Origin of the sequence: Pedobacter westerhofensis, assembly GCF_900182595.1 — a bacterium.
GTDB classification, from domain to species: Bacteria; Bacteroidota; Bacteroidia; order Sphingobacteriales; family Sphingobacteriaceae; genus Pedobacter; species Pedobacter westerhofensis.
Map to the genome: position 1 here is coordinate 231,020 of NZ_FXTN01000005.1, position 20,020 is coordinate 251,039.

General features: G+C 44.2%; 17 protein-coding genes. 8 read left to right on the top strand and 9 right to left on the bottom strand.

Annotated elements, in window-relative coordinates; all coding sequences use genetic code 11:
• Nucleotides 1-18: 18 nt before the first annotated feature.
• A complete protein-coding gene (locus FN831_RS11300; RefSeq protein WP_142528334.1) occupies nt 19-1,848 on the bottom strand; it encodes a MutS-related protein in 1,830 nt (609 codons plus the stop codon).
• A 146-nt stretch (nt 1,849-1,994) separates the two neighbouring features.
• Here FN831_RS11300 and rlmH point away from each other — a divergent pair, with 146 nt between their 5' ends.
• Nucleotides 1,995-2,468: a 23S rRNA (pseudouridine(1915)-N(3))-methyltransferase RlmH gene (gene rlmH / locus FN831_RS11305; protein ID WP_142528335.1), complete on the top strand. Its 474-nt coding sequence runs from the start codon at nt 1,995-1,997 to the stop codon at nt 2,466-2,468.
• Between the two features lie 247 nt (nt 2,469-2,715).
• Here rlmH and FN831_RS11310 read toward each other — a convergent pair whose 3' ends face one another.
• Nucleotides 2,716-3,255 (bottom strand): DUF5606 family protein, encoded by a 540-nt coding sequence (locus tag FN831_RS11310; RefSeq protein ID WP_142528336.1) that lies wholly within the window; start codon nt 3,253-3,255, stop codon nt 2,716-2,718.
• A 4-nt stretch (nt 3,256-3,259) separates the two neighbouring features.
• Nucleotides 3,260-3,721 carry a peptidylprolyl isomerase gene (locus FN831_RS11315; RefSeq protein WP_142528337.1) on the bottom strand — a complete coding sequence of 154 codons (462 nt, stop codon included), beginning with the start codon at nt 3,719-3,721 and terminating at the stop codon, nt 3,260-3,262.
• A 114-nt stretch (nt 3,722-3,835) separates the two neighbouring features.
• Here FN831_RS11315 and FN831_RS11320 point away from each other — a divergent pair, with 114 nt between their 5' ends.
• Nucleotides 3,836-5,092, top strand: a complete 1,257-nt coding sequence (locus FN831_RS11320) for an asparagine synthetase B (protein WP_142528338.1) — start codon at nt 3,836-3,838, stop codon at nt 5,090-5,092.
• On the opposite strand, the gene FN831_RS11325 is transcribed toward FN831_RS11320, so the two are convergent.
• From FN831_RS11325 to lpxK, 3 genes are read right to left on the bottom strand one after another with little or no spacing between them, the layout of a single operon-like run.
• Nucleotides 5,089-7,095 carry a putative porin gene (locus FN831_RS11325; protein ID WP_142528339.1) on the bottom strand — a complete coding sequence of 669 codons (2,007 nt, stop codon included), beginning with the start codon at nt 7,093-7,095 and terminating at the stop codon, nt 5,089-5,091. The two genes, FN831_RS11320 and FN831_RS11325, sit on opposite strands and share 4 nt — an antisense overlap.
• Nucleotides 7,095-7,910 (bottom strand): purine-nucleoside phosphorylase, encoded by an 816-nt coding sequence (locus FN831_RS11330; protein WP_142528340.1) that lies wholly within the window; start codon nt 7,908-7,910, stop codon nt 7,095-7,097. The genes FN831_RS11325 and FN831_RS11330 overlap by 1 nt, the downstream gene beginning before the upstream one ends.
• Nucleotides 7,882-8,934 (bottom strand): tetraacyldisaccharide 4'-kinase, encoded by a 1,053-nt coding sequence (gene lpxK / locus FN831_RS11335; RefSeq protein ID WP_142528341.1) that lies wholly within the window; start codon nt 8,932-8,934, stop codon nt 7,882-7,884. The genes FN831_RS11330 and lpxK overlap by 29 nt, the downstream gene beginning before the upstream one ends.
• Nucleotides 8,935-9,094: 160 nt before the next feature.
• Between lpxK and pruA the strand changes: the two genes are divergently transcribed.
• The gene (gene pruA, locus FN831_RS11340) at nt 9,095-10,723 is read left to right on the top strand and encodes an L-glutamate gamma-semialdehyde dehydrogenase (RefSeq protein WP_142528342.1); all 1,629 of its coding nucleotides are present in this window, start codon (nt 9,095-9,097) and stop codon (nt 10,721-10,723) included.
• Between the two features lie 54 nt (nt 10,724-10,777).
• Here the strand turns inward: pruA and FN831_RS11345 are convergent, their stop codons facing one another.
• Both FN831_RS11345 and FN831_RS11350 read right to left on the bottom strand, forming a co-directional pair.
• Complete coding sequence (locus FN831_RS11345; RefSeq protein WP_142528343.1) at nt 10,778-12,382, bottom strand: SulP family inorganic anion transporter; 1,605 nt, start codon at nt 12,380-12,382, stop codon at nt 10,778-10,780.
• Between the two features lie 49 nt (nt 12,383-12,431).
• Complete coding sequence (locus FN831_RS11350) at nt 12,432-12,698, bottom strand: hypothetical protein (protein WP_142528344.1); 267 nt, start codon at nt 12,696-12,698, stop codon at nt 12,432-12,434.
• 275 nt (nt 12,699-12,973) lie between these two features.
• Between FN831_RS11350 and FN831_RS11355 the strand changes: the two genes are divergently transcribed.
• The 4 genes from FN831_RS11355 (at nt 12,974) to FN831_RS11370 (ending at nt 17,956) form a co-directional block, all read left to right on the top strand.
• Nucleotides 12,974-14,200, top strand: a complete 1,227-nt coding sequence (locus FN831_RS11355) for a porin (protein WP_142528345.1) — start codon at nt 12,974-12,976, stop codon at nt 14,198-14,200.
• Between the two features lie 26 nt (nt 14,201-14,226).
• Nucleotides 14,227-15,771, top strand: a complete 1,545-nt coding sequence (locus FN831_RS11360) for an acyl-CoA carboxylase subunit beta (protein WP_142528346.1) — start codon at nt 14,227-14,229, stop codon at nt 15,769-15,771.
• A 66-nt stretch (nt 15,772-15,837) separates the two neighbouring features.
• Nucleotides 15,838-16,953, top strand: coding sequence for a M42 family metallopeptidase (locus FN831_RS11365; protein WP_142528347.1), 1,116 nt, complete (start codon nt 15,838-15,840; stop codon nt 16,951-16,953).
• A 103-nt stretch (nt 16,954-17,056) separates the two neighbouring features.
• A complete protein-coding gene (locus tag FN831_RS11370) occupies nt 17,057-17,956 on the top strand; it encodes a nucleotidyltransferase family protein (RefSeq protein ID WP_142528348.1) in 900 nt (299 codons plus the stop codon).
• 67 nt (nt 17,957-18,023) lie between these two features.
• Here the strand turns inward: FN831_RS11370 and FN831_RS11375 are convergent, their stop codons facing one another.
• Nucleotides 18,024-18,596: an RNA polymerase sigma-70 factor gene (locus FN831_RS11375; RefSeq protein ID WP_142528349.1), complete on the bottom strand. Its 573-nt coding sequence runs from the start codon at nt 18,594-18,596 to the stop codon at nt 18,024-18,026.
• Between the two features lie 208 nt (nt 18,597-18,804).
• Here FN831_RS11375 and FN831_RS11380 point away from each other — a divergent pair, with 208 nt between their 5' ends.
• Complete coding sequence (locus tag FN831_RS11380; protein WP_142528350.1) at nt 18,805-19,962, top strand: FecR family protein; 1,158 nt, start codon at nt 18,805-18,807, stop codon at nt 19,960-19,962.
• The last annotated feature ends 58 nt before the right edge of the window (nt 19,963-20,020 follow it).

Genomic DNA, 20,020 nt, shown 5'->3' on the forward strand with positions numbered 1-20,020 from the left:
TTAACGATGAGGGATAACTTAAATCAATTCTTCGGGATTAAAACTCAATCCTATTTCCTTTAATAACAAAGCTGCATTAAATGTTTTGCAGGCACCATATTTAAGCTGATAATCAAAATTCATCTCGCCCTCTGCCAGCTGTATATCAAAATGGTAATTTCTCAGCTGCCCGGGATAACTGTCAATCATTTCCGACAGCTGAAGGTCATGTGTGGCAAACAGTGTGGGTGTTTTGCCTGTCATCATCTGCTGTATGAAAACTTTTGATCCCAGATATTTGTCTTTGCTGTTTGTTCCCCGCAGCATCTCGTCAATCAGTACCAGCGGATGCTGCAGCACCTTTGCCCCTTCAAGGATCATCTTTAGCCTGTTCAGCTCTGCCTTAAAGGTAGAAGTCTGGTCGTTCAGCGAGTCTTTGATACGCATATAGGTGAGGATGTCAAAAACAGAGGTCTTCATTGAGGCGGCACATACGGGAGCTCCTGCAAATGCAAGTACCATATTGATCCCCACCGTACGCAGAAAAGTACTCTTGCCCGCCATATTGGAACCGGTAACAATATCTGTTGTGGGCAGCCCGTCAAACTGGTAACTATTTACAACCCTCTTATGTTCCCTGATCAGCGGGTGGCCCAGGGCGATGGCTTCAAAATGAAAAGTATCTGAAAAAACCGGGTTCTGCCAGCCTGGTTCATTATGTGCAAGTGTAGCAAAAGAAATCAGTTCTTCCAGCAGGCTGATCGTATGGAGGGCAGCAATCATCCTGTTACCGCATTGCGCGTACCACTTTGCCATTGCGATAGACTGCCTCAGGTTCCATAACAGCAAACCATTGAGCACAGGGCCAAGGATCATGCTGCTGCCGGCATCAGAAGCATTGACAATGCCGGAGAGTGCTTTGATTTGTTTGCTCAGTTGCAGCGTATGGGCATCACCGGCAAAAAATTGCTGGATATAACTACTTTTCCACTGCACTTCTTCTGTCCATTTCACCGTGCCGGATATTGCACTGAGCAGGGTGGAGCCCCCGCTGAACGCTCCGCTCAGCACTGCCAGTTTTTTCCCATAATATGCTGTAAGGCACCAGTTGAACAAGAGATAAACGCTGATGAAAGACCATGCTACACCACCAAAAACTGATCCGGCAGCTAAAAAAGCAACAGAAATAAAAGGTACCGCCGCAGTATAAGTCCGGAGCGCAGCGCTTTGCGTAAATTTTACGTCCTCAGCCATATCCTGGCTCATTCTATTTTTTATTACCTCCAGCTGATGAGGTTTGTGGTTTTGCAGGCCTGCCCTGAAATGGAAGGTCTTCATGATACTTTCTTTGAGTTCCGCTATAGCTTCCTGGCGCCGCAGCATGTTGCCTGTGTGTACCGGCCCACCAAGACTGGCAGCCAGCATCTGCATACCCTCGATGGTATTGGAGCGGTTAACCACCGAATACAGTGACCCGGGGCCATAAATATCCAGGTCTGAGCCATAAGGATGAGATTCGTTTGCGAAGGCACTGCCATTTTCATACTTCTGTTTTCCGGTAGTGATCAAATCCACTTCGTTCTGAAAAACAAAAAGCAATTTTTCAGTGTAGTTCAATTCATCCTGCACTTTCTCCTGCCGTTTTAACAGGGCCAGAAACCCAACCAGCGGAAATACCGCCAATACACCAACAAGCCAGTGATAGCCAAAATTGATTACAATGATCACGAGAAGGATTTCTGCCAGGAACATACCCAAACGGGCATAAGATATATTGTTAAGCGTTTTCTTTAGAGCGGCAACGGCCGAAGTTTGAATTTCTACGTTATTTTGATAGTCCTTTAAAATACTATCTTTCGATTTTACCATATCTTTGAAAATGTTCTCATAAAAATTTTGTTGCAGGTATTTCCCTGCAATGCTACCGGAGCTATAAGCAAATATATACAAATGAAACTACCGCGGGGAAAACAGGGCACAAAGTGGAAAGAGGAACTATCGAAAATTAATAACCAATGAAAATTACCTTACTTGTAGTCGGGAAGACTGAAGATAAATACCTGATAGAAGGCATTGAGAAGTATCTCGGCAGGCTCAAACACTATATTGGTTTTAACCTGCTGGTGATCCCTGATGTGAAAAACACTAAGAACCTGACAGAAGCGCAGCAGAAATCCAAAGAAGCAGAACTGATTTTAAAGCAGATCAGCAATCTGGATATGGTGATCTTAATGGACGAAAAAGGAAAGAAATATACTTCAGTTCAATTTTCTGACTATCTAAACAAACAGATGATCGGAAGTGTTCAGCAACTGACGTTTGTGATTGGCGGGCCGTACGGCTTTGATGAAAGCGTTTATAAGAGAGCAAACGGAAGCATATCTTTATCAGACATGACCTTTTCGCACCAGATGGTCAGGTTGTTTTTTGTGGAGCAGCTTTACCGTGCCTTTAGTATCTTAAAAGGCGAGCCATACCACCATCAGTAATATTCCATGATTATGGAATATTTTATTTTATGCATCATATGATCAGAAAGGAACAAATATGGAAACACCAGGTTTAAAAAAACGGGCTTATAAATTCAGGAGTAAACGGCCAGGGGAAAAGTGGAGCTTTACCATAGCCATTATTATTTCCATCGTCGCATTTTTACTCATCTGGTTTTATATGTAGAACCACCGCGCACAAAAAAGCCGGATGAATCATCATCCGGCTTTCTCAGCAAATTACGGGCTATACGCCTTTTTTACTTGTCATACTTGCCTTTTTAGCTGGCTGAGCAGTTTTGCTCGGTGCTTTGGCATTAGAAGGTTTAGGCGTAGCCTTTACTTTCTTTTCTGCTTTTTCCTCTACTTTGGCACCATCGGCAGCAACTTCTGCTCCCGGGGTTTCTTCAGTAAACAAAGGAAGCTCCTTTAACAAATGGAACCAGGTAACGATTTTCTTCATATCTGAAGCATAAACTTTTTCCTGATCATGTGAAGGGGCAACCTCAAGGAATAATTTTTTCAATACAGCGGGATCAGCCTTAGCATCAGGAACGTCACCTTTAACAGCAGCAAGATTTGCTAAAACATCTACAAGTTTCAGGTCTTCATCCTCACCATAAATGGTAATATCTTCCAGAGAAGCCAGCTTGGTGTTAGAAATACTGGTTACGATTTTAACTTTCTGAGCATCTAAGCTCTCCAGTACATAACCTGCCTTATTTTGTCCTACAAGCTTAAATAAACCTGGTCTGCCGGATACGGCTACAATTCCTCTTAAATTCATATAATTAATCTGCTAACACTTCAATACTTAAAATTCTGTCGCCTTGTTTGATATCATCAACAATGTCAACATTTTCAACCACTTTACCGAAGACAGTGTGATTTCTATCCAAATGTGCAGTGTTCGCCCTGCTGTGGCAAATAAAGAATTGTGATCCCCCGGTGTTTCTGCCAGCGTGAGCCATAGATAATACACCACGGTCATGGTACTGGTTCTCGCCAGACAGCTCGCAATCAATTTTGTAACCCGGGCCACCTGTACCTGCCAAATGTGCTTTAGCAGGATCCTTAGAATTTGGACATCCGCCCTGGATCATGAAATTCGGGATCACACGGTGAAAAGAGATGCCATCATAGAATCCTTCACCAGCTAATTTTTTAAAATTTGCAACAGTATTAGGTGCATCATTGTCATAAAACTCGACAGTCATGTCGCCTTTTTCAGTTTTTATTATTGCTTTACTCATGTTCTTTTTTTTCTAACTGACAAATTTAGTAAATTGTAACGACTAGATGAACTAAATTCGTAATTGAATGCCTATTGTCATTTCCTGCCTTACCCATTGTCATTTGAAAAATAAATGAAAAGAAGCTTCCTTATCCTCATATTGTTAGTATTTACCCTGGCAGTAAAAGCCTCTTCCATCCTGATCAACATGGATGAAGATCAAAAAAACCATCTTAAAGCCTATGGCATCGCCTACTGGAGCATCAAACAAAATGCGGAGGTCAGCTGGCTGCTCAACTACAGGGGCGGCAGTTTCCTGATCAGCTATAACAAGGCGGTTGAGGATGAGTGCAAAGCCCGCGGCGTGTCATACACCGTTCTGGCCGACGGAAAGGTTACAGCCATCCTCAATGAGATCAGCGATCCCGAGGTAAATATGGAAATCGTAAAACTGGAGAAGGCCCCGAAGATTGCCGTATACTCTCCAAAAAGCAAACTGCCCTGGGACGATGCGGTCACCATGGTGCTCACGTATGCAGAAATCCCTTATGATATCGTTTATGACGATGAGGTTTTAAAAGATAAACTGAGCGGTTACGACTGGCTCCACCTGCATCATGAAGACTTTACCGGTCAGTATGGGCGCTTCTGGAGCAACTTTAGAAATGCCTCCTGGTACAGGGATGATGTAAGGGCACAGGAAGCAACTGCAAAAAGAAACGGATTTGCCAAAGTTTCGGAGATGAAGCTCGCCGTAGCAAAAAGAATGAAGGAGTTTTGTGTTGGCGGTGGCTTTCTGTTTGCCATGTGCTCTGCCACTGACAGCTTTGATATTGCCTTAAGTGCCGAGGGCGTAGATATCTGTGCAAACATGTACGACGGAGACGCAGAGGACCCCAATGCACAGTCGAAGTTAAATTTCGACAAAACTTTTGCCTTCAAGGATTTCAGGCTGGACCAGAACCCGGGCAGTTATGAATTCTCTGATATCGACGTTACTCAAACCAGAATCCTGACACAGCAAAATGATTACTTTACGCTTTTTGAATTCTCTGCCAAGTCTGACCTTGTGCCTACCATGCTCACTCAAAACCATACGCGCGTGATCAAAGGTTTTATGGGCCAGACAACTGCTTTCAGGAAACGCCTGCTAAAACCCAGCATCACTGTGCTCGGCGAAAACAAGGGAGCCCTGGAAGTTCGCTATCTGCATGGCGAGATTGGCAAGGGACAGTTCACATTTTACGGGGGCCACGATCCTGAAGATTATCAGCATGCCGTTGGAGATCCGCCTACAGACCTGAACCTGCATCCTAATTCTGCCGGATACCGCCTCATCTTAAACAATGTCCTGTTTCCCGCAGCAAAGAAAAAGCCGCAAAAAACCTAATCGTAGAAATTCCAGTTCACCCCAATCTTAAATATTTTGTCTGGCATAGGGTATTTGTATACGGTATAATATCCCTGTGATCCCAGCCCCTGGTTGGCATATTCATACTTTAAAAAGATATTTGCTTTTCTTAAGCTGGCCCTGATCCAGAAATCTACTACCGGCACGGTCTGGAATTTTACTTCCCTGCCAATATAAAACTGGCTTACCGCCGGATTATATGCGTAGTTCGCATATTTGGTATTGTAGCGCACATCCACCCCGATATTCGTTTTCAGTACTTTAAATATGGTTTGGTCTACATAGAAGCTATTAAAAGTATAAAACTCAGGTGTAGGCATAACAGACTGGTTACTGGTCTTCTGATAAACGATATAACTATCCAGATTGAACTTACCGTAGGTTAGTTTCTTACCTATCGTAACTTTCAGCAGATTGATTGAACCATTCTCCTGCATTGGCGTGATTGAGGTAGAATCAACATCAGGATTAACCTGTTTAAAGTACAGGTATCCGGTAATGCGGGTATACTCTGCCCCGGCATCCAGTCTCAGCTTATCATTGATATATTTAAAAGAGAAGTTTACCGTTTTTGTACGGTCAAAGCTGTTTGTCCAGTGATAGTGGTTGCCATAATAACTATCATATATCTCTGCAGGGGACTGATTCTGAATGTAGGCACCCAGTGCTATGCGCCCTACATTTTTGCTCACCAGGACATTACTTTTTGCTTCATAAAGAAAATCTCCTGCCTGCTCGCCCTGAAACAGCTGCTGGACATCAAAGTTTAAATCTACACGATCGCTAAACCTGTATCCCGCAGATCCCAGCAGCGTAACATTCTGAAAAGCCTTGGTGTGCTCATAAAAATTGGTTTTATCAGAACGCCCCACCACCTGGGCGTAATTATAATAATCGTGCCGGATACCGGCATCGATCTTCAGCTCATTCTTGATCAGTGATGCCGACTTCCCCCGGAGGAAGAAACTATAAACAAATTCATTTTGTATATGCTGCACCGAGGTACTGTCATTGGTAAATACCAGATCGTTCTCGCCCGCGGGCAGTACCGTATGGTCGTCCGCTGCCGTTTTCTGAAAAGCATAGGAATCCTTATCATACCTCAGGCTGTAGGTTACCTTATTCGTTGGCAGGACTTTTTTTGTAATCTCCTGATCAAGCGTGTCTATGCGGCCTACAAAATAAGATTGTTTAATCAGGAAGGTGTTTTTCCTGTAGATCTGCCTGGCAGCACTTAATCTGATCCCCTGTGCAGCCCTGTCTATAGAGGCACTGCCATTAAAAATGGTGTCATTGGTGATTGATCCGTTTTCATAAGCTTTCATGGTGTTCCATATGGCATTGGCAAATAACGTATATCGTTTGCTGGGCGAGGTATACCAGTTAAAAAGGGTACCGTTAAGTACATCACCACGCTGGCGTGTATAGGCACCGTTTGCACCGATCCTGTTGTAACTGGCACCAACATTCCAGTTCTTTTTAATATTCTGTGAGTGGAGGACGTGGAAAATCTGTTCAACATCTCCGCTGTACTGCCCGGCGTAATACAGGTTGGTAAATGGGGTACGGGCCTGGTAATAGACAATGTCATCATGGCCTTTGGCATACCAGTCCAGCGAATGGAATCCCGGGTCAAAGCCGATTCTTTTAGAGGGTTCATAAAACAAAGCCTGTGCCGCCAGGCCAATGTTTCCTGTGTTGATAGTTGGTCTTCTGGGCTGTACAATAGGGCTAAAATTCTGGAAACCCCGCAAACTGGTGTCAAGCGGTAAAGTCTGGATACTGTCTTTGGTTAATTTAAGGGTGGTATAGCGGACAAACCTGGAGGTGAACACCACAGAGTCCTTACCGTTCTCCAGTTTATTCCTCAAAGAGTCCAATTCCTTATTTTCATTCACTGTGGTCTTCAGGTCCTGAGCAATAACGTGCTGTACTCCGAATATGAAGCAGACGAAGAAAAATAAAACAATTGTTTTATACATTATAGTTGAGCAATTAACTGGCTTAAAATTTTTGTCATTTTTGGTTCAGCAATTCTGGCTGTTGCCAGTATTTCTTCCAAACTTACGGGCGACAACACTTCCGGGAATCCCTCATCAGTTAATACCGAAATCGCAAAAACCGGAATTCCCATATGCCTGGCAACGATCACTTCCGGCACTGTGCTCGTGCCTACGGCATCGCCGCCAATGATGCGTAAATATTTATACTCTGCTTTAGTTTCCAGGTTAGGGCCGGTAACAGCAACATACACTCCCTGGTGACAGCGGATACCTTCTTCCGCAGCAATGGCAAGGGCTTTACCGATCAGTTCTTTATGATAAGGCTCGCTCATATCAGGAAACCTTGGGCCCAGATCAGGATCGTTGATACCCCGCAGCGGGCTTTCAGGCTGGAGGTTAATGTGGTCATTGATCACCATCAGGTCTCCTTTTTTAAAGTCTGAGTTCAAAGAGCCTGCCGCGTTAGACACAAACAGGTACTGTATACCCAATGCCTTCATTACCCGGATGGGAAATGTGATTTGCTGCAGGGAATAACCTTCATAATAATGCAGCCTGCCCTGCATGGCTACCACCCTTTTACCTTTCAGCTTTCCAAAGATCAGCTTTCCGGAATGAAACTCAAGCGTTGAAATTGGAAAATTAGGGATATTGGAATACATCAGGCTAAACTCCAGCTCAATTTCATTTACCAGGCCACCCAATCCCGTTCCAAGTACGATGCCAATTTCCGGCTGGAAATCATTGCTCCTTTTCTTTATATAATCAACGGTTTCGCGCAGTATCTGAAACATATTTTAATATCTTTTGATTAAAAGCCTGAGTACGATCTTCATCAATATTTACTTTGATAGGCAAGTAAAATACGGGCAAATTTAACAGTAATTCTTTGAATGTAACATCAAATAAACGTTGGGCATCCTTTTCTGTTGTGAGAATGATCTTTTCTTTTGCAGGATGCTGTGAAAAAGCATCAGCCAGCCTGCTTAGATTTTGCCTGCTAAAGGAATGATGGTCAGGATAATCATGATGATCAATATGCGGGGTATAGCTTTTTAATTCCCGGAGCAGGGGCGCAGGATTGGCAATCCCCGTCAGTAAAAAAACAGTCTTATCCCTCAGGGATTCCAGGCTACATTTTTCCTGAGTGTACAGTCCGTTAAGCTCAGCATATTTTATCGCAGAAAAGAAAAGATCTGCTGAAGGATCAAACCTGCGCGCACATTCAGCTTTTTGCTCTTCACTCAAAACGAGGGGAGCCTTGGTTACCAGCAGCAGGTTTGCCCGCCGGTATCCCCAAAAGGGCTCTCTCATATTGCCAGCAGGCAGAATAAACTGCGGCTCCAGTAGTTTTTGATATTCAAACAGCAGGATACTGAACCCCGGTGTTACGCGCCGGTGCTGAAAAGCGTCGTCCAGGATAATCAGGTCATGTTTATCCTTCAGCTGCTCAATGCCGTAAACACGGTCTTCGCAAACTGCCACCGTAATCCCGGGAAATTTATGATAAAACTGCAGTGGCTCATCCCCTATTGACCTGGCAGTAGCAGTTCCATCCGCATATAAAAACCCTTTTGTTTCACGGCCATATCCCCGGCTAAGGATGGCTATCCTATACCCCGCCAGCAGATCTACCAGGTATTCGGTAACAGGGCTTTTCCCCGAGCCCCCAACCACAAGATTGCCTACGCAGATAACAGGTATTTCAAACCGTCTGGATGGTAAAACACCTTTGTCATAGAGCATGTTCCTCAGTATAACCACTATACCGTATACCAGTGAAAAAGGCAAAAGAAGTAACCGGAGATATTTTATCATGCTTTAGCCTCAAAAATAGGAATTATTTTAAGGTGACAGGGCTACCATGCTTAAATTAGCCATTAATAAGCAGATATTACCCAGGCAAGCTTCATGACTGGTAAAAAACAATTTTATTCTTCTGAAAAACTATCTTTGCAAAAAAATATAATTTTATACCATGCTCAAAGGATTTTTTAATGTACCAATACCGGTGAACGAACCAATCTTTGGTTATGCTCCCGGCAGTAAAGAACGTGAATTGCTTGCAGCGGCCTTAGCTGAAGCGCGTTCAAAACAAGGTGATATCCCGATGTACATCGGAGGAAAGCCAGTTCATACGGATACAAAAGGAAAAGTTACCCCACCGCACGATCACCAGCATATTCTAGCACATTACAGTATAGGTAACAAAACACACGTACAGCAGGCAATTGATGCCGCACTTGCAGCAAAAGCACAATGGGAAAACCTGGCCTGGGAACAGCGCGCTTCAATCTTCCTCAAGATTGCAGATCTGATCTCCGGACCATACCGTTACAAGCTGAATGCAGCAACGATGCTTGGACAATCAAAAAATGCCTATCAGTCGGAAATTGATGCCATTTGTGAACTGGCAGATTTTTTACGTTTCAACGTAGACTATATGGCTCAGATCTATCAGCAGCAGCCCCCTGTTTCACCAAAAGGTGTATGGAACAGAGTTGAACAACGCCCGCTTGAAGGATTTGTATTTGCCCTGACACCATTTAATTTTACTGCCATTGCGGCAAACCTGCCGACTTCAGCAGCCCTGATGGGAAATGTTGTGGTATGGAAACCTGCGGATACGCAAATCTATGCAGCTAATCTGCTGATGGAGATCTTCATAGAAGCCGGATTACCTCAGGGGGTAATCAACCTGATCTATGCAGACGGGCCCGAGGCTGGAGAAGTAATCTTCAACAGCCCTGATTTCGCCGGCATACATTTTACAGGTTCTACTGCCGTATTCCAGAACATCTGGAAGACAATCGGTACCAATATCCATAAGTACAAAACCTATCCGCGTATTGTTGGCGAAACCGGCGGTAAGGATTTTATCCTGATCCATGGCTCGGCAGATGCAGAAGTATCAAGCACAGCGATTATTCGCGGTGCATTTGAATACCAGGGCCAGAAATGCTCTGCTGCATCAAGGGTATACATTGCCAAAAGCCTCTGGCCGGAAATCAAAAAACTGATGCTGCGTGACCTGGCAACCTTTAAGATGGGCGGAACAGAAGACTTTGGTAATTTTATCAATGCCGTAATTGATGAGCGTTCTTTTGATAAATTATCAAAATATATTGATCAGGCAAAAGCCGATGAAGGTGTAGAGATCATCGCCGGCGGAAACTATGATAAATCCAAAGGCTGGTTTATAGAACCTACGGTGCTGGTAGTACAGGATGCAAAGTATACCACGATGTGTGAGGAGCTGTTCGGCCCGGTCTTAACAGTATTTGTTTATGACGACAATGATTTCGAACAGATCCTGGAAGTAATTGATACCACTTCTGTTTATGCCTTAACCGGTGCCGTAATTGCACAGGACAGGTATGCGATAGAACAGGCTACCATCGCCCTGCGCAATGCGGCAGGAAACTTCTATATCAATGATAAATGTACAGGTGCCGTTGTTGGTCAGCAGCCTTTTGGCGGTGCCCGCGGTTCTGGTACAAATGATAAAGCAGGCTCAATGATCAATCTGATGCGCTGGGTATCCCCGCGCACGATCAAAGAATCATTTGACCCGCCAAAAGATTACCGTTACCCGTTTTTAGGATAACATATCTGATAAAAGGACGCTCCAAAAGGGCGTCCTTTTTCATTGAAATAGAATTTATTTTCTATTGATATCCTGAATAATTTGATCTGTCAGCTTCGGCACACTATAGTGTTTCCTGATATTTTCCAGTGTAACCACAATGCCTTTGGTGTAGGCGTGATGCTGGAAATTAAAGATCGTCTCAAGCACGTCCGGATCGATATACCTGGAGTTATTGCCATCAATAATTACATTGGTTTCTTTAGGAATATGATTGAGCACCACCTGTATCGCAGCCTTATTGAGAAATGAAACTTCCTCTGCCAGTTTCAGCCTCAGGTTCTTTTGATCTCCTTCCTCCTGTATCCTGTAGAAGAATGGATTACGCATGTTTATCCTCAATAAATAAAAGATGGATAAAACCATACCTACTGCTACGCCTTTTAAAAGGTCGGTCAGCAATATGGCAATAAGGGTAACGACAAACGGAACAAACTGGTCCCAGCCCCTGGCATACATCTCCTTAAATAAACTTATCCTCGTCAGCTTGTAGCCCGTAACCAGCAGTATAGAGGCAAGGCAGGCCAGGGGAATCATATTGATGAGCCCCGGGATAGCGAGCAGCGCCAGCAGCAACCAGCATCCGTGTAAAATGGCCGACATCTTTGTTCTTGCTCCGGAATTCACGTTTGCAGAACTGCGTACGATTACGGAAGTGAGCGGTAAGCCGCCGAGCATTCCGCTGCAAATATTGCCCATGCCCTGTGCCACCAGTTCCCTGTTGGTAGGCGAAACTCTTTTTATTGGGTCAATTTTATCAATAGCTTCCAGGCTCAGCAGCGTCTCCAGACTCGCCACAATAGCAATGGTTAGCGCAACAGTCCAGACTTCCCGGCTGCCGATGGCACTGAAATCCGGATGAACGAACAGCGCTTTAAACCCTTCCCAGCCCTGCACAACAGGGATCTTTACCATCTGCTCCGGCCGCAGTGCATACGCCGTCTGGTTAAATGCCAGGCCGAGGGCCACTCCCATTACCACTACGATCAGCGGCGCAGGTATTCCTTTTGGAATTCTGTCCTTTGTGCCATAGATCAGCGTAGCGATCGAGAGCGCAGTGATAATCAGGGCAGCGGGATTAAACTGCATAAGCGCATTGCCAATTGCAGCATAGGCTCCCTCATGATCGTTTCTGAATACGCTTTCATCAAGGAAATCCAGATCTATCCCTAATGCGTGCGGAAGCTGCTTCAGGATCAATATTAATCCGATCGCAGCCAGCATGCCGTCAATTACGCTTGATGGAAAGTAATTGCCGATAGTTCCCGCTTTGATCATTCCCAAAATAATCTGGATCCCGCCGGCCAGTACTACGGCCAGCAAAAATACAGGGTAACGGCCAAGGTGCGTGATGGCTCCCAGCACAATCACAGTTAAACCCGCAGCCGGACCACTTACGCTAAGCTGGGAACCACTTACTGTTGCCACTACAATCCCACCGATAACGCCGGTAAGCACCCCGGCAAAAAGCGGCGCGCCCGAGGCCAGGGCAATGCCAAGGCACAGAGGGAGTGCAACAAAAAACACAACTAAACTTGAAGGCAAGTCGCGTTTCAAATTCTTTTTCAGGATATACTTTCTGATATCCAATCTATAAAAGACTGAGTTTCCATTCTCCATAACATGATGAATTACTCTAAAACCAATAATATACTTCAATCCCCGGGGATCAGCTCAGGCTTGCCTGCATGGCAGGAGTATTGGGCGGCGGAGTGGGAACAGAGGGGTGGTAAGGATCAACGTAACGTTTGGAATGGTCGATAAAGCAGTTTTTGATACGGGGTTGCTGTAACAGTGGAGTGTAGATGTAGCTGTGGTAAAAATCACCGCATTTATAGTCGGTATACTTCAGGAGATCTTTTGACTCTCCTTCCTGACTATCCTCCTGCTCCAGATCCAATACTGCAGATTTTACGCTGTATTTATCAGTGTTCATATCAACAGGCAAAGCAGAGACCAGCATTTTCAGCGCGAAAATGCTTATAAAAAAGATGAAGATGCTCAGACGATACTTATACAACTGCATTTTTATGGCTTTCGGCTATTGATAATTCAAATGTAGCATCAATAATTCTTTAATTGTGAAAAATTATTAAAAAAAATTACAAACATGTCTTTTCTGACTTAAATATCACCCTAAGAAAAACAATACTTCACAATTACGTAACATTAAATTGACATTAAACGTATTTTCGCAATCTAAACAAAGCAATGAAAAAAGCGTACTTTCTCCTTATCTTATTCATTCCGGCAATTTCTTTTAGTCAAAGTAACAATGCTCCCTCATCATATGATCCGCATGATATTAAAATAACCGGTTACCTGCAGACCCAGTTTCAGCAGGCGCAATCTTCCGGTATCTCCTCTTTTTCAGGCGGTGATTTCGCCGAAAATTCTGACAACAGATTTATCATCCGCAGGGGGAGGTTAAAGATAGACCGGGTTGATAAATATTCCAGCATCGTATTCCAGATCGACGCTACCCAAAATGGCATCAACCTGATGGATGCCTTTATCCAGCTGCAGCAACCAGACCATAACGAACTCCGGTTAACTGCAGGACTTTTTAACCGGCCATTTGGTTATTCCATTGTTTACTCCTCAGGTTACCGGGATTTTCCTGAACGCGCAAGGGTGTTTCAAACCATTATGCCCCGGGAGCGCGATATTGGCGCAATGCTAAGCTATCAGCCGCTGAAGTTCCTGACGGCAGACCTTGCCGTTGTGAATGGAAGTGGATTGTATGCAAGGGACTATGATTCAAAAAAAGACATCATCGGCAGCCTTACTTTTAAATTTGACAGCCTGGCTAACCGCAAATTACAGCTTGGCTTTGGCGCATCATTTTATAAAGGATCGGTGCGCAATGATACCGAAAGCTTTTACACATCAGATGGCAGCGGCTTTATCAAAAACACCAGTCCGCTCAATGCTGGGGCTAATCTGAAAAGAAATTATTTTGGCGGTAACATACAGATACAATACAACAGCAGGCATTGGGGAGCCACTACCTTAAAGGCAGAGTTTGTATCGGGCACCCAGCCTGGCGTGGCCGCCTCTCCCTCCATTACCGGCCCGGTTGCCAGCCAGAGTTTTACTACTCAGCCGGCCACAGACCTGTATCTGCGGAATTTTACCGGCTATTACCTGCTGTTTACACAGCAGGTTGCAAAGACCAAATTCAATGCACTGGTAGGATATGATGTGTATGACCCCAATAATAAGGTGAAAGAAAGTCAGATCGGTGTAGCTGCCAATACCAGTGCCGGCGATATCAAATTCAGCACGCTGGGATATGGTTTAACATATCTGGTTAATCCCCGGGTGAAACTTACAGCATATAACGAACGGGTAATCAATGCGCCGGCACAACTGGATAATTACAGGAATGATATCAGGGATGATGTATTTACATTGCGTTTACAATATCGCTGGTAATTAATACATTTATACAAATTATTCCCATGGATAATAAAATCACATTTTTACAGGACAAAATAAAGGAAGCCCAAATGGGCGGCGGTGCAAAAAGAATAGAAAGCCAGCACCAGAAAGGCAAATTAACCGCCCGTGAAAGAATACATTTTCTGCTGGACGAAGGCTCCTTCGAAGAAATAGGCATGTTTGTAACACATAGAAGTACCGATTTTGGTATGGAAACGGAAAAATATCCCGGTGATGGTGTAGTAACAGGCTACGGAAATATCAATGGACGTTTAACCTATGTCTTTTCGCAGGATTTTACAGTTTTTGGCGGCTCGCTTTCTGAGACCCACGCAGAAAAGATCTGTAAAATTATGGAGCTTGCCCTGCAGAACGGCGCTCCGCTGATCGGGTTAAACGATAGCGGCGGTGCACGGATCCAGGAAGGGGTAGTCTCCTTAGGCGGTTATGCAGATATCTTTTACAGAAACGTTCAGGCCTCCGGGGTGATCCCGCAGCTCTCTGCCATCATGGGCCCCTGTGCAGGTGGTGCAGTTTACTCTCCGGCAATTACTGATTTTATCCTGATGGTAGAGCATACTTCCTATATGTTCGTCACCGGCCCCAGCGTAGTTAAAACCGTCACCCACGAAGAAGTAACCTCCGAAGAACTTGGCGGGGCGTTTACACATGCCACAAAATCAGGCGTCACACATTTTGCCTGTGCAAATGAACTGGAGGCGATCAACCACCTGAAAAGGTTATTGAGCTATATGCCGCAAAACTGTGAAGACAGGCCTGCACCGCTTCCTTACGATGTAAATCAGAATGAAAGCAGGCCCGCGCTCAATCAGGTGATCCCCGAAAACGCCAACCAGCCCTATGATGTGAGAAGCATTATCGAACAATTGACAGATGAGGACAGCTTCCTTGAAGTACACAAAGATTTTGCAGAGAACATTGTTGTGGGCTTTGCGCGCCTCGCCGGGCGCAGCATTGGTATTGTGGCCAACCAGCCGGCTTATCTTGCCGGTGTGCTGGATAACAATGCTTCCGTTAAAGCTGCCCGCTTTGTGAGGTTCTGTGATTGTTTTAACATCCCCCTGCTGGTGCTCGAAGATGTTCCCGGTTTCCTGCCCGGAACAGACCAGGAATGGAATGCCATCATCACCAATGGCGCAAAACTATTGTATGCCTTTAGCGAAGCCACTGTTCCCAGAATTACCGTGATCATCAGGAAAGCTTATGGCGGCGCTTATGATGTGATGAACTCCAAACATATTGGTGCAGATATGAATTATGCCTGGCCAAGCGCAGAAATCGCAGTGATGGGTGCCAAGGGTGCCGCAGAGATCATCTTCAAAAGGGAGATCAGCTCTGCTGCAGACCCGGAACAAAAACTGCTTGAAAAAGAACAAATGTATGCCGGCATTTTCGCCAATCCGTACCGGGCAGCAGAACGTGGATTTGTAGATGAGGTCATTGAGCCCGCTGCAACACGCACCAAACTGATCAAAGCGTTTAAGATGCTTGAGAATAAGGTACTGAATAACCCGAGGAAAAAACACGGGAACATTCCATTGTAAATAAAGCAAACATGTTGTGATGCTTGGTGTCATCTTTATATATTTGTTTATCATAAATATATAAAGATGGCTAAAAAGAAAGACGATCAGCAGAAACACGTATCTGTCGTAAATAAAGAATCACTGCAATTTTTTGAAGAATATATCAATAACCCTTCCCCAACAGGATTTGAATACCCGGGCCAGAAACTTTGGCTGGATTACCTGAAACCATATATCGATGAAAGCTTTATCGACAACTACGGAACTGCAGTTGGCGTTATCAATCCCAAAGCAGAATACAAAGTAGTGATAGAGGCGCATGCCGATGAGATCTCCTGGTTTGTTAACTATATCACCAGCGATGGTTTGATCTATGTGATCCGTAACGGCGGTTCAGATCACCAGATCGCACCTTCCAAAAGAGTAAACATCCATACCGATAATGGATTGGTAAAAGCTGTTTTCGGATGGCCGGCTATCCACACCCGCGGTGCCGGAGAGAAAGAAGAGGCACCTGCATTAAAGAACATCTTCCTGGATTGCGGCTGTACGAGCAAAGACGAAGTAGAAGCACTGGGCGTACACGTAGGTTGCGTAATTACCTATGAAGATGAATTTATGGTTTTAAACGACCGCTATTATGTTGGCCGCGCACTGGATAACCGTGCCGGAGGCTTCATGATTGCCGAAGTTGCACGTTTATTAAAAGAAAACAAGCAAAAATTACCATTTGGATTGTACATCGTAAACTCGGTACAGGAAGAAATTGGTTTAAGAGGTGCAGAAATGATCGCCCACAGGATTAAACCTGATGTGGCAATTATTACAGACGTTACACACGACACTTCTACCCCGATGATCAACAAGATTACCCAGGGAGATCTGGCATGCGGCCGCGGCCCTGTAGTGTCTTATGCACCTGCTGTACAAACCAACCTGAATAAACTGCTGATCGAAACTGCACAGAAAAACAACATCCCTTTCCAGCGCCAGGCTTCATCGCGGTCTACCGGAACGGATACCGATGCTTTCGCGTATTCTAATGGCGGTGTACCATCCGCACTGATCTCCCTGCCCCTGCGCTATATGCATACTACGGTAGAAATGATTCACAAGGAGGATGTAGACAATGTAATCAGCCTGATTTACCACTCATTGCTGAACATAAAAAAAGACCACGATTTTAAATACAACAAATAACATCTTATCTTCGCAGAAGAAAAAAGCGTGCTTGTCATTTCAGGCACGCTTTTTTATGTTGTTTTTATTAACACGGCACAGCCTTAGATTAACCAAATAAAAAATGAAACCTACTTTATTAATTCTCGCAGCTGGTATGGCAAGTCGCTATGGCAGTATGAAACAAATAGATGGCTTCGGACCTAACCAGGAAACGATAATTGACTATTCCATTTATGATGCCATCAAAGCTGGCTTCGGAAAAGTAGTCTTTATTATTAAGGAGGAGTTCGTAGATAACTTCAAAGCTATTTTTGAACCCAAATTAAAGGGCAAAATTGAGACAGATTATGTGTTCCAGAATTTTGATCTCAAACAATACGGTATCAGTATAGAGATAGAAAGGGCAAAGCCATGGGGAACAGGACATGCGATCCTCGCAGCAAGACATGCCATTAAAGAACCTTTTTGTGTAATCAATGCAGATGATTTTTACGGACTGGATTCTTTTGAGAAAATGGTAAACTTCCTTACAGAAGAAGTTACCGGCAGTAACTACTCCATGATCGGATATGAGATCGCCAAAACGCTGTCAGATTTCGGCTCGGTATCCCGCGGGGTCTGCAAAGTGAGCCATGATGGTTACCTTGAAGAAATCATTGAAAGAACAAAAGTGCTGCGCGACGGCGAAGCGGTGGTATACGAAGAAGAAGGCAAACAATATCCTTTAGCTTTAGACACACGGGTTTCTATGAACTTCTGGGGCTTTACACCCGAAGTATTTAAACTGGCCGAAGAACTTTTTAAAGAATTCGCCTTGTCACATCAGGATGACCCTAAATCAGAATTCTTTATCCCAATTATTGTAGAAACGCTGCTAAACTCAGAAAAAGCGGATTTCAAAGTAGTGCCTACCGACAGTAAATGGTTTGGGGTAACCTATAAAGAAGACAAACCGGTAGTACAGGCCAGTATAGATGAACTGATCACAGAAGGTATTTATCCGGCAAATCTCTGGAGTTAAATCTAATAATCACCGCCTGAACATTCTGATTGTCTTCAGATTTGGAAACAGTCAGAATGTTCAGCTTTTAAAAAAACAGGATTGCTATCGAAGCTAAATGCTTTAAGCAACCTCTCAAATGTTTAAGCGCAACAGTAATCTGATTCTCTACTGTTCTTTTCGAAATTCCCAGCCTACCTGCAATCTCCTGATTGGTCAGCTGTTCAATTCTGCTCATGCAAAATATTTCCTGACATCTTTTTGGTAAGCTCTGCAGATAATTATAAACCTCCCTGCGCAGCTCCTGCTCTTCTATCTTATTTTCACCGGTATTGTAATCTGAAACGTTCTGAATTTCTATACTTTCATCACCATAGATTAACGGTGATTTTGCGGCGCGCATCCTGTTATAAATCTGGTAACGGATGGCAGTAAGCATATAACTTGAAAAAGTAAGGATTTCAAGTTCACTGCGCCTGTCCCAGATATTCAGGAACACATCATGCACAACTTCTTCACTGCTCTCCTTGTCCTTAAGATATTGATAGGCCGTTTTATATAATCGTATCCAATATCTCTTAAAAAGCTCGTTAAAGGCTGATTCATCATCCTGACGGATAGAGGCCCATAACTGCACATCACTGATCTGAGTTTGAAACATATTTGGTTAATAGTATCCTTATAAACGTTTAAAATCACCAATAGTTTCATGGCCATGCAGAATTTTATCTCTAAGGAAACTCATATACCCTAATTAACGGTACTATGCTCATTTTAAGCATGCTGAAGAAAATAAAATATTTTCATAATGTATGTGTGTGCGGCGCCACGATTTACACTTAAGTTATATAACCATAATATAAACCTTCATGATAACCAGGGAAGAATTTCTCGATCTTTACGAAAAATGCCTGTCAGGATTATGTTCTGAGGCTGAAAGAGACCTTTTGAAATCCTATACCGATGAACTGAAGTTATCAGACGGTCAGTGGGATGAGGGTGACGGCAGCCAGGCCCAAGTATATCACCGTATCTGGGAGAAACTCCGGCAAAGCCGAAATCCTGATGTCCCCTTAAAAAAAAACAATAACCATATCTGGCTTAAAGCCGCCGCAGTCATAATTCTTGGCTCTACAGCAGTATGGGTAAGTAATCCGCTGCCCAAATCAGTCAGCCTGGTTAAACAGACAAAAATAAAGCCTGCCCCGGCACAAATTCAACCTGGCGGCAATAAAGCGCTGCTTACATTGGCCAACGGGTCCAGAATTATATTAACCGATGCAAAAAAAGGCATCCTGACCACACAATCCGGTGCGCAGGTAACCAAAAGCGGAGATGGAATACTCGTCTATCAACCACACACTACTGCTGAAGGCAAGTCAGCCATTGTTCCTGTGGAAATGAATATGATCAGCACCCCGCGTGGCGGCCAGTACCAGCTGGTATTAGCCGATGGTACAAAAGTTTGGCTGAATGCAGCCTCTGTACTCAAATATCCCGCACAGTTTACCGGTAATGAACGCAGGGTAGAACTGAAGGGCGAAGCCTATTTCGAAGTGCACAAAAATCCCGCCGCGCCATTTATTGTACATACTTCCGGCCAGGAGGTCAGGGTACTGGGCACACATTTCAATATCAAAGCATACAGTGACGAAACCCTGGTAAAAACCTCCCTGCTGCAAGGAAGGGTAGATATATCCTCCGGCGGAAAGACCACATCTCTGTTACCGGGTTTCGAAGCAATCAGCACTCAGGGCAGCACCAGGGTCATGGAGGCCGATGTACAGCAAAGTATCGCCTGGAAGAAGGGATTATTTCAGTTCAATAACGCCACCATTGAAGAAGTGATGCATCAAATCTCACGCTGGTATGATGCTGATATCGTCATTACCAAAAAACCGCTCCCGCTCCGGCAATTCACAGGAACCATTTCCCGGCAGGAGCCGATCAATGAAATTCTTGCGATGCTCAGTTACACCGGAGTAAAGTTCAGCGTCCGGGACAAGCAGATTTTAGTACAGCCATAAACAAACATTAAAAACGACTAATAACTACCAATATAAATCACTAAAACCATTTACTTAA